Here is a 10,321-nt window from a genome sequence, read left to right as displayed (position 1 = left end):
GGAACTGTTTTTTGCGGGAGGAATAGCTGGCAAGAGCGGGCATCGTGAAAAGTCTATGTCAAAGAAAGGGTTATGTTTTCATAATTGACGATTAAATCGCACCTTCCTTAATTCCGCACAATCAATAACAGACCACCGATATATTTATCCGCGTGTTATCAAAGAAGCATGTAATATTAATTTCAGACATAAAAAAAACCTGCCCGAAGGCAGGCTTTTTATTTATCGGCAACGCAATCATTGCAGCAGTGAAATATCCGCAACCTGCAGGAACAATTCGCGCAGCTTCGACAGCAGCGTCAGGCGGTTCAGACGAACATCTTTCTCGTCGGCGTTGACCATCACGTTTTCGAAGAACTCATCCACCGGCTCACGCAGCGCGGCCAGTTCGATCAGCGCATCCTGGTAACGGCCTTCGGCGAAGTACGGCTGCAGCTTGTCGCGCAGTACGACTAAGTTGCCGGCCAGTTTGATCTCTGCCGCTTCTTTCAGCACGGAAGCATGAACGATATCGTTCAGCGTCTCGTCAGATTTCGCCAGAATGTTGGATACGCGCTTGTTGGCCGCAGCCAGCGCAGACGCCTCTTCCAGCGTACGGAAGTGGGATACCGCCTTCATACGCGCATCGAAGTCTGCCGGACGAGTCGGACGACGCGCCAGCACCGCCTGAATGGTGTCGACGCTGTAGCCTTCGTCCTGATACCAGGCGCGGAAACGGCCCAGCATAAAGTCGATAACGTCATCCACAACTTTCACGTTAGTCAGCTTGTCACCGTACAGACGCACCGCTTCTTCGGTCAGCGTTTGCAGATCCAGATTGAGGTTCTTCTCAACGATGATGCGCAGCACGCCGAGCGCGGCACGACGCAGCGCAAACGGGTCTTTGTCGCCTTTCGGATGCTGACCAATACCGAAGATGCCCGCAAGGGTATCCATCTTGTCGGCAATCGCCACGGCACAGGCAACCGGGTTAGACGGCAGGTCATCACCCGCGAAACGCGGCTGATACTGCTCGTTCAGCGCGACGGCGACATCTTCCGCTTCGCCATCGTGACGCGCGTAGTGCATGCCCATCACGCCCTGGGTGTCGGTGAACTCGAAGACCATGTTGGTCATCAGGTCGCACTTGGACAACAGGCCCGCGCGGGTCGCGTGATTTACATCAGCGCCAATCTGGTCGGCAATCCAGCCCGCCAACGCCTGAATACGATCGGTCTTGTCGCGAAGCGTACCCAGTTGCTGTTGGAACAGCACGGTTTGCAGACGCGGCAGGTGATCTTCCAGACGTTTTTTACGGTCGGTGTTGAAGAAGAACTCCGCATCCGCCAGGCGCGGACGCACGACCTTCTCGTTACCGGAGATAATCTGGGTCGGATCTTTCGATTCGATGTTGGCAACGAAGATAAAGTTCGGCAGCAGTTTGCCGTCGGCGGCGTAAACCGGGAAGTACTTCTGGTCGCCCTTCATGGTGTAAACCAGCGCTTCCGACGGCACCGCGAGGAATTTCTCTTCGAATTTAGCGGTCAGCACAACCGGCCATTCCACCAGCGAAGTAACCTCTTCCAGCAGGCTTTCGCTCAGGTCAGCGTTGCCGCCAATCTTGCGCGCCGCTTCTTCGGCATCGGCTTTGATTTTGGCTTTACGCGCTTCGTAGTCAGCCACAACTTTGCCACGTTCCAGCAGGATTTGCGGGTACTGATCGGCATTTTCGATGGTGACTTCCGGCTCGCCCATAAAGCGATGGCCGCGAATCACGCGATCGGACTGGATACCCAGAATGGTAGCCGGAATGACGGCATCGCCCAGCAGCAGGGTCACGGTGTGAACCGGACGCACGAACTGCACGTCAGACGCGCCCCAGCGCATCAGTTTCGGGATCGGCAGCTTAGCCAGCGACGTTGCCACCATGTTCGGCAGCAGCGCTTCGGCACTTTCGCCTTTTACGTGCGCACGATACAGCAGCCATTCACCTTTATCGGTCGCCAGACGCTCGGCCTGGTCAACGGTGATACCGCAACCGCGCGCCCAGCCTTCTGCTGCTTTGCTCGGTTTGCCTTCGGCGTCGAACGCCTGGGCAATCGCCGGGCCGCGTTTTTCAACTTCGCGGTCAGGCTGAGACGCTGCCAGATTTGCCACTTTCAGCGCCAGACGACGCGGCGCAGCAAACCATTCGATTTTTCCGTGTGCCAGGCCAGCGTTATCCAGCTCAGTGGTCACGTTCGCAGCAAAAGATTCAGCCAGGCTGCGCAGGGCTTTTGGTGGCAGCTCTTCGGTGCCGATTTCCACCAGGAAAGTTTTCTCAGACATGGCCGCCTCTTATTTATTCTTGTTGCACATCGGGAAGCCAAGGGCCTCACGGGAAGCGTAATACGCTTCTGCCACTGCTTTGGTCAGGGTGCGGATGCGCAGAATGTAGCGCTGACGCTCGGTGACGGAGATGGCTTTACGCGCATCCAGCAGGTTGAAGCTGTGGGCGGCCTTCAGAATGCGTTCGTAAGCAGGCAGCGGCAGCGGGTTTTCCAGCGCCAGTAGCTGCTGAGCTTCTTTCTCGTACTGCTCGAAGCAGGAGAACAGGAAGTCGACGTCTGCGTATTCGAAGTTGTAAGTGGACTGTTCCACTTCGTTCTGATGGAACACGTCGCCGTAAGTGGTTTTACCCAGCGGGCCGTCGCTCCAGACCAGATCGTAAACGCTGTCTACGCCCTGAATGTACATGGCCAGACGTTCTAAGCCGTAGGTGATCTCACCGGTAACCGGCTTACATTCCAGACCACCGACCTGCTGGAAGTAGGTGAACTGCGTCACTTCCATACCGTTGAGCCACACTTCCCAGCCCAGCCCCCAGGCACCCAGTGTCGGGTTTTCCCAGTTGTCTTCCACGAAACGAATGTCGTGAATGGTCGGGTCCATACCCAGCTCTTTCAGAGACCCGAGGTACAGCTCCTGGATGTTGTCCGGAGACGGTTTAATCACTACCTGGAACTGATAGTAGTGCTGTAAACGGTTCGGGTTTTCGCCATAGCGGCCATCGGTTGGACGACGGGAAGGCTGCACGTAGGCAGTTGCCATCGGTTCTGGCCCCAATGCACGCAGGCAGGTCATTGGGTGAGATGTGCCGGCGCCAACTTCCATGTCCAGAGGTTGAACAATGGTGCAGCCCTGACGAGCCCAGTAATCCTGTAAGGTCAGGATCAGGCCCTGGAAGGTCCTGGTATCAAACTTTTGCATATGATTTCGTGCTGGATACGTGTGGATTTAAAGGAAGGGGCCAGTATACCCGCTGACCGGAAGATATACAGTACGAAACGGACCTGTTTATGGAAAATTGAGCAACTAGCGCATCGAGAGATGCAAAAACTGGCCTTCCGGGTCAAAAGAGCAGACAAAACCTTCCTTCCGGGGGGTAAAGCCCCGCATTTCATAGCTACTCTGGAACTGTTCGAAGCTGGTCACCGCAATATCCTGCGAGTCGGTATTGTAGCGGTACGCCGCAGATTGCTTGCAAAGTTGCTCCATTTCCAGCGAGTGTGCCGGGCTGACTTTGGCTTTTTGCGCCCGTTGCACCGGCATTTCTTGCGGCGCGCTGCATCCGGCCACCAGCAGGAACAACAAGGCTGACGCCATACCTTTAATCATCATTTTTTTACCGCCAGGCTACGCTACTGTTATTTTTAGAAGGAGGGGGCTAAGCAATTAATTTTGCAAACCTTGCCGGAGCATCACAAGCACAGGCGGGAAAACTCGGAATTATCCAGTGAGAAAGTGGAATAAATAGCAAGTCAGAAGGTATTTAACGGGAAAATTGAGGAACTGATGCCGTCGAAAATTTACTGGATTGATAATCTGCGAGGGATCGCCTGTTTGATGGTGGTGATGATTCATACCACCACCTGGTACATCACCAATGCAGCCAGCGTCAGTACCTTCGACTGGGGCGTCGCCAATCTTCTCAACTCTGCCTCGCGCGTTAGCGTGCCGCTCTTTTTTATGATCTCGGGCTATCTCTTTTTTGGCGAACGCAGCGCCCAGCCGCGCCATTTTTTGCGTATCGGTTTATGCCTGCTGTTTTACAGCGCACTCGCCTTTCTCTACATCGTCTTTTTTACCTCGATTAACAGTGAGTTATCCTTAAAACATCTGCTGCAAAAACCGGTGTTTTATCACCTGTGGTTTTTCTTCGCGATTATCGTCATCTATCTCGTCTCCCCCCTTATTCAGGTCAAAGAGATCAGCGGAAAAATGCTGCTGGCGCTAATGGTCGTCATTGGCATCCTTGCGAACCCCAATACGGTGACGCAGAAAATCAGCGGCTTTGAATGGCTGCCCATCAATCTGTATATCAATGGCGATACGTTTTATTACGTGTTGTACGGCATGCTGGGCCGCGCACTGGGGATGATGGATACCCAGAAAAAAACCCTCACCGCGTTGAGCGTCCTGATCTTTGCTGTCGCCGCGTTTGTCATCTCTCGCGGTACCCTGTATGAGCTAAAATGGCGCGGTAATTTCGCCGACACCTGGTACGTATATTGCGGCCCCATGGTGTTTATCTGCGCCATCGCGCTGTTCACCCTGGTCAAAAACACCCTCAGCACACGGGCGCTGCCGGGATTAGCCATCATTTCCCGCCATTCGCTGGGGATCTATGGTTTTCATGCGTTGATCATCCATGCGCTGCGTACCCATGGCATCGAAATTCAGGCCTGGCCGGTACTCGATATCCTGTGGATTTTTGCCGCGACGCTGGTCACCAGCCTGGGCCTGTCGATGCTGCTACAGCGTATTGATACGCGGCGCTACGTGAGCTAAAGCAAGCAGCCCGGCCAGATGAGCCGGGCCGTTTTGGTTACTCCTGGCCTTCGACGGGCAGGACTTCCGGCTCGGTTTTATCCCAGCCATCGCGGACACTTTTTTGCACCGCAACAATGCCAAACAGACTGAGAAAGAAGGCCAGACCGTAAAACCCTTTCTCACTGAGCAGCAGCGTCGCATTCCACAGCCCAACCAACAGCAACCCGATCGAAATGATGAATGTCATCAGGCACATAAAGTAATAGATCTGCGTGGTGGGAATACCTTCATAGCGGTCTCTGACCGTTTTCTGATAGGACGCGGCGGCAAAAAGCCCCAGAAGCAGCACCGAGAAGTAATAACCCCGCTCGTTCAACTGCATTTCGGCATTCCACAAGCCCACCAGATAAGACGCCACGCCCCCCATCAGGGCCACCCACGACACGATATTGAACGCGGGAGAAACATGTACTGCGTTTTTTTCCATAAAAAAACCCTCCATTTTGGTCACCCCATAGTAAAGGGACGCGGGCAAAGCGGGAGAGTCAGGGAGATTTTTCGGAAAACGCCAGGAGACGATTATTCGCTGGCGCGATGGCGTGCACGGTGGAGCTGGCGGGGCGACGAAAATCCGGCCGCCATCGCCGCCTGCTCCATCCCGTGCCCCTGCAACAACCACTGTTCCGCCACCGCCAGACGCAGCTGTTCCAGATAATCGCGCACGCTAACCCCCAGATGTTGCTGGAACAGGCGCGTTAAATGGCGCGGACTGACGTGTGCCTGCTCAGCAATATCCACCAGTTGCCAGGCTTTTTGCGGCTCGGCGGTGAGCGCGTCCTGTGCCCGATGAACCGCAGGATGCAGGTGATTGCGATAGCGCAGCCACGGCGAAAGCTGTGGGTCATCGCCAGAGCGGCGAAACCAGACCACCATCTCACGGGCGACGGCCAGCGCCGTTTCCGGCCCACACAAGCGGTGAATAATATGCAGCGTCAGGTCGATGCCGGAAGTGATACCGGCGCTGGTCCAGATCCCCCGGTCCTCGATGAAAATCCGGTTCTCTTTGACCAGCGCGGCCGGTGCTGCCGCCCTAAGCCGGGCAATCACATCGTGATGGGTGGTGCACTGAATCCCCGCCATCAGCCCCGCTTTCGCCGCCAGCAGTGAGCCAGAACAGACGCACATCAGCAGCACCTTCTGGCTGTGGATCAGCGGCTGCATGCGCATCAGCCAGTGGCAGGCGATATCGGCCTGGGGCGTGGAAAAATAGTGCGCGGACTGATGCACGCCGGGCAATACCAGCAGACTGCCTTCCGGCAAGGTCTCCGGCAGCGGTGCGATATCGCCCATGGTCAGGCCGATGGAGGTCGACACCTCAGCGTCTGGTCCAATGTAATGCAGGCGAAAGGCGTCACCCGCGAGAGTGAAGGTTTCCGCCGGGCCGGTCATATCCAGCGCCAGCACACCCGGCAACATCACGAACCAGACATCTGTGGTCATAGGGATCCCAGCGTTTCACGGACAGTTTTTACAGTGGCAAAACGGCCTTCCAGCACCGTTTCCGTACGATGACGCAGTGCGTCGCAGTCCAGCGTAATGCCTTTATGCGTCATCGGGAAGGTTAACGTCGCTTCACTGACAAATGTCACGGTGTATCCGAGGTCTGACGCCACGCGGGCGGTAGTTTCACAGCACTGCTCGGTGCGCAGCCCGCAGATAATCACATGGTTAATATCCCGTTCACGCAGCCAGTGATCCAGCCCGGTATCGGTAAAGGCGTTATGCACATGCTTGTGAAAGACCACCGCAGGCTGGTGTTGCAGGAACGTCATCGGCGCGACATAGCCGTTTTCCAGCGCGAACGGGCCACTGTCAGAGACGTGGAAAATATCCACCACCGGGACATCGCGCGCCGAACAGCCGGCAATCAGGGTCAGCATGGCTTCGCGAAAGGCGGGGAAATTATCCTCCTGCCAGCTATCGCGATGCAGGAAAGAGAGCTGGGTATCAATATTGATCAGAGCAGTACGTGACATTTCAGGACTCCTTACACAGTGGGTGTAAGGCTATTCTGGCAAGGAGTGAGGGTGGTGCTAAGACCAAAAAAGGACATCATCAGGTTGATTACAGACAAACAATAGCGGCCCCTCTGCCGCCGGAATCGCATATTCCCCCTCACCCTGGCCCTCTCCCCAAAGAGGAGAGGGGATCCCAGAGGCGAGGGAAAACGTTGAGATTACGACATCAGCGGCAAAAGCTGCTGATAGATACGCCGGAAGGTTTCACGACGCGGTTGATACCCCGCATGACGCCCGGCATCCGGCAGGTGCTGCTGCTCAATCGGCAACTGCGGCAACAGGCTGGCTATCGGGGCATCCGGGTTGGCGGCAATTTGCGCCAGACGGGCCGCACCCAGCGCCGGGCCGACATCACCGCCGGTGCGGTAATCAAGCTGCTGCCCGCTGATATCCGCCAGCATTTGCCGCCAGTAGCTGCTGCGCGCCCCACCGCCGATAAGCGTGATGCTTTGCGGCGTCACACCACAGGAGTGCACCACATCCATTCCGTCGGCCAGCGCATAGCCCACCCCTTCCAGCACCGATTTCGCCAGTTCATTCGGCCCATGCTGATGGGTCAGGCCAAAGAAAACGCCTTTGGCTTCCGGGTTGTTGTGCGGCGTGCGCTCCCCTGAAAGATAGGGTAAAAACCAGAGATCGCCCGCGCTGTCGTCCGACTGTTCCGCGGCGGCAATCAGCGCCTGCACGGAGTCCAGCCTGGTCAATTTCGCGGCCCAGTCCAGACAGGAGGCGGCGCTCAGCATCACCGACATCAGATGCCAGCGTCCCGGCAGTGCGTGGCAGAAGCTGTGTACGGCGCTTTCAGGCTTACTGAGGAAACCTTCGCTGACGGCAAAATAGACGCCGGAAGTGCCCAGAGAGAGCATCGCCTGTCCGGCATCCGCCATCCCGACGCCAACGGCACCCGCTGCGTTATCGCCACCGCCCGCCACAACGGCAACCTCCGCCACGCCCCAGCGCTTCGCCACCTCAGGCAGCAGCGTGCCCGTGACCTCACTGCCTTCGAACAAGGCCGGCATATGGTCGCGGGTCAATTCACAGGCGGCGAGCATCTCGTCGCTCCAGTCACGCTTGGCCACATCCAGCCACATGGTGCCTGCGGCGTCCGACATATCGCTGGCGTACTGCCCGGTCATTTGCCAGCGCAGATAGTCTTTGGGCAGCAACACCTTCGCGACGCGGGCAAACACCTCGGGTTCGTGGCGTTTTACCCACAGTAATTTCGGCGCGGTAAAGCCTGGCATCATCAGGTTGCCGGTTATCGCCCGGGCGTTTTCGACCTGTGCTTCCAGCAACGCGCACTCTTCGGCACAGCGTCCGTCATTCCACAGAATAGCCGGGCGCAGCACCTGATTTTCATTGTCGAGCAGCGTGGCACCATGCATCTGCCCGGCCAGGCCGATGGCCTTCACCTGCTGTAATGAATGCTGTTCGCCGAGGGCGCGAATCGCCCTGTCCGTGGCCTGCCACCAGTGCAAAGGGTCCTGCTCCGACCACAAAGGGCGCGGGCGCGACACCGTGAGCTTTTCCGTTTGCGAGGCCAGCACGGTGCCCTGCTCACTGAGCAAAATGGCCTTTACCCCTGATGTGCCAAGATCAATCCCGATATACATAACGATGGCTCCTTAAAAAACCGTGCCCGGTGACGCAATGCGAACCGGGCCAGGCCAGAGTGCAGACCCGCGTGCGGGCCAGCGCCGATTACTTGTCGAACAGATAATGGTTAACCAGATTTTCCAGCAGTTCCTGATGCCCGCTCTGGTGGCGAGGTGACAGGTTTTGTTGTTCAGCGTACTTCGCCAGTTCGGCAAGCGTTAGCTGACCCTGCAGAATTTGCTGGCCAAGTTCACCATTCCAGCCGGCATAGCGTTTGGCAACGCGTTTATCCAGCTCGCCGTCTTCGCTCATCCGCGCGGCCACTTTCAGCGCCAGCGCCATGGTGTCCATCGCGCCAATATGACCGTAGAACAGATCGTATTTGTCAGTACTCTGGCGACGCACTTTGGCGTCAAAGTTCAGGCCGCCGGTGGTAAAGCCGCCCGCTTTGATGATTTCATACATCACCAGCGCGTTCTCTTCCACGCTGTTCGGGAACTGGTCGGTATCCCAGCCCAGCTGCGGGTCGCCGCGGTTGGCATCGACGGAGCCGAAAATACCCAGCGCGATGGCAGAGGCAATTTCGTGATGGAAAGAGTGACCAGCCAGCGTGGCGTGGTTCGCCTCGATGTTCACTTTGATCTCTTTTTCCAGACCGAACTGTTTGAGGAAGCCGTACACGGTCGCCACATCGTAATCATATTGATGCTTGGTCGGTTCCTGCGGTTTTGGCTCAATCAGCAGCGTGCCGCGGAAGCCGATTTTATGTTTGTGCTCGACAACCATCTGCATGAAGCGGCCAATCTGCTCGCGCTCCTGGCGCAAATCAGTATTGAGCAGGGTTTCATACCCTTCACGCCCCCCCCACAGCACGTAGTTTTCGCCGCCCAACTGGTGGGTGGCGTTCATCGCGGTCACCACCTGAGTAGCGGCCCAGCTGAACACGTCCGGATCCGGGTTAGTGGCCGCACCTGCGCCGTAGCGCGGGTTGGTAAAGCAGTTGGCGGTGCCCCACAGCAGTTTCACGCCACTCTGCTGCTGTTTTTGCGCCAGCACGTCCACCATGTGGGCAAAGTTATTCAGATACTCTTTCAGCGATGCCACTTCAGGCGAGACATCCACGTCATGGAAGCAATAATACGGCACATTCAGTTTGTGGAAGAACTCAAAGGCCACATCCGCTTTACGTTCCGCCAGCGCCAGCGCGTCACCCGGCTGCTGCCACGGTCTGTCGAATGAGCCCACGCCAAACATATCTGCACCGTTCCAGCAGAATGTATGCCAGTAGCAGGCGGCGAAGCGCAGGTGATCTTCCATTCGCTTACCCAGCACCAACTCGTCCGGGTTGTAGTGACGAAATGCTAAAGGATTGGTTGTTTTCGGGCCTTCGTAACGAACACGTTCGAGCTGGTCGAAATAAGCATGCATAATGAGCTCCATAATCAGGTGTCGGCAAAGATTCATTTTCCAGGTAATACTGGATTCTCTCTTCGCCTTGCTCAATTACGTTATTTCACACTGCCATTAAGAGAATGCACAACTGTGCGCCACCTCGCAAAATAAGCCGAACACAGGCTATTACCTTAATTTTCCTCACATGCAGAACCGTTTCCGCTTATTTTAAAATCAGATCGCGGTCAAAATTCCACAAATAAACCAAAAAACATAACGCCGGGATAAAAACCAGGAATTGCCAGCCATCGCTTACGCGTTAAAAATTTGCAACGTTCATCGCAGTGCATGTTTCTTTTATCTCGCTACGTCACCCTACAAAAAGGTATCGCGAATTCAGATAATAAGTGCAACGCTCGGACATGATTGTGGAGAGTGTAGGAGGAAGGGTTAACTACCGATAA

The 10,321-nt window shown here is 56.0% G+C and carries 8 protein-coding genes and 1 pseudogene; 1 reads left to right on the top strand and 8 read right to left on the bottom strand.

Annotation, left to right across the window (positions count from 1 at the left end; genetic code table 11):
* Positions 1-237: 237 nt before the first annotated feature.
* The 3 genes from glyS to ACSZPU_RS19730 all read right to left on the bottom strand — a co-directional run bounded on the left by glyS (position 238) and on the right by ACSZPU_RS19730 (position 3,639).
* Positions 238-2,307 (bottom strand): glycine--tRNA ligase subunit beta, encoded by a 2,070-nt coding sequence (gene glyS / locus ACSZPU_RS19740; protein ID WP_499002299.1) that lies wholly within the window; start codon positions 2,305-2,307, stop codon positions 238-240.
* Between the two features lie 9 nt (positions 2,308-2,316).
* Positions 2,317-3,228: a glycine--tRNA ligase subunit alpha gene (gene glyQ / locus ACSZPU_RS19735; RefSeq protein ID WP_004126458.1), complete on the bottom strand. Its 912-nt coding sequence runs from the start codon at positions 3,226-3,228 to the stop codon at positions 2,317-2,319.
* A gap of 105 nt (positions 3,229-3,333) precedes the next feature.
* Positions 3,334-3,639: a YsaB family lipoprotein gene (locus ACSZPU_RS19730; RefSeq protein ID WP_499002295.1), complete on the bottom strand. Its 306-nt coding sequence runs from the start codon at positions 3,637-3,639 to the stop codon at positions 3,334-3,336.
* Positions 3,640-3,813: 174 nt separating this feature from the next.
* Between ACSZPU_RS19730 and ACSZPU_RS19725 the strand changes: the two genes are divergently transcribed.
* Positions 3,814-4,809 (top strand): acyltransferase, encoded by a 996-nt coding sequence (locus ACSZPU_RS19725; protein ID WP_499002293.1) that lies wholly within the window; start codon positions 3,814-3,816, stop codon positions 4,807-4,809.
* 60 nt (positions 4,810-4,869) lie between these two features.
* On the opposite strand, the pseudogene yiaA reads toward ACSZPU_RS19725, so the two are convergent.
* The 5 genes and pseudogenes from yiaA to xylA all read right to left on the bottom strand — a co-directional run.
* Positions 4,870-5,278: pseudogene (gene yiaA, locus ACSZPU_RS19720) on the bottom strand (inner membrane protein YiaA); the annotation flags it as partial.
* Positions 5,279-5,370: 92 nt separating this feature from the next.
* Positions 5,371-6,291 (bottom strand): GlxA family transcriptional regulator, encoded by a 921-nt coding sequence (locus ACSZPU_RS19715; RefSeq protein WP_499002291.1) that lies wholly within the window; start codon positions 6,289-6,291, stop codon positions 5,371-5,373.
* A complete protein-coding gene (locus ACSZPU_RS19710; protein ID WP_499002289.1) occupies positions 6,288-6,827 on the bottom strand; it encodes a cysteine hydrolase family protein in 540 nt (179 codons plus the stop codon). Before ACSZPU_RS19710 ends, ACSZPU_RS19715 begins: the two co-directional genes overlap by 4 nt.
* A 200-nt stretch (positions 6,828-7,027) precedes the next feature.
* Complete coding sequence (xylB, locus tag ACSZPU_RS19705) at positions 7,028-8,482, bottom strand: xylulokinase (RefSeq protein ID WP_499002287.1); 1,455 nt, start codon at positions 8,480-8,482, stop codon at positions 7,028-7,030.
* An 88-nt stretch (positions 8,483-8,570) separates the two neighbouring features.
* The gene (gene xylA, locus ACSZPU_RS19700; RefSeq protein WP_499002284.1) at positions 8,571-9,893 is read right to left on the bottom strand and encodes a xylose isomerase; all 1,323 of its coding nucleotides are present in this window, start codon (positions 9,891-9,893) and stop codon (positions 8,571-8,573) included.
* Positions 9,894-10,321: the final 428 nt, after the last annotated feature.

Source organism: Phytobacter sp. V69 (assembly GCF_965644215.1).
Taxonomy (GTDB): domain Bacteria; phylum Pseudomonadota; class Gammaproteobacteria; order Enterobacterales; family Enterobacteriaceae; genus Phytobacter.
This window is presented reverse-complemented; position numbering and strand designations above follow the sequence as displayed.

What these genes read in the sequence shown, in the direction of transcription:
- ACSZPU_RS19715 (WP_499002291.1), bottom strand. Translation starts at nt 6,291, where the DNA reads ATGACCACAGATGTCTGGTTCGTGATGTTGCCGGGTGTGCTGGCGCTG.
- glyQ (WP_004126458.1), bottom strand. Translation starts at nt 3,228, where the DNA reads ATGCAAAAGTTTGATACCAGGACCTTCCAGGGCCTGATCCTGACCTTA.
- ACSZPU_RS19730 (WP_499002295.1), bottom strand. Translation starts at nt 3,639, where the DNA reads ATGATGATTAAAGGTATGGCGTCAGCCTTGTTGTTCCTGCTGGTGGCC.
- ACSZPU_RS19710 (WP_499002289.1), bottom strand. Translation starts at nt 6,827, where the DNA reads ATGTCACGTACTGCTCTGATCAATATTGATACCCAGCTCTCTTTCCTG.
- ACSZPU_RS19725 (WP_499002293.1), top strand. Translation starts at nt 3,814, where the DNA reads ATGCCGTCGAAAATTTACTGGATTGATAATCTGCGAGGGATCGCCTGT.
- glyS (WP_499002299.1), bottom strand. Translation starts at nt 2,307, where the DNA reads ATGTCTGAGAAAACTTTCCTGGTGGAAATCGGCACCGAAGAGCTGCCA.
- xylB (WP_499002287.1), bottom strand. Translation starts at nt 8,482, where the DNA reads ATGTATATCGGGATTGATCTTGGCACATCAGGGGTAAAGGCCATTTTG.
- xylA (WP_499002284.1), bottom strand. Translation starts at nt 9,893, where the DNA reads ATGCATGCTTATTTCGACCAGCTCGAACGTGTTCGTTACGAAGGCCCG.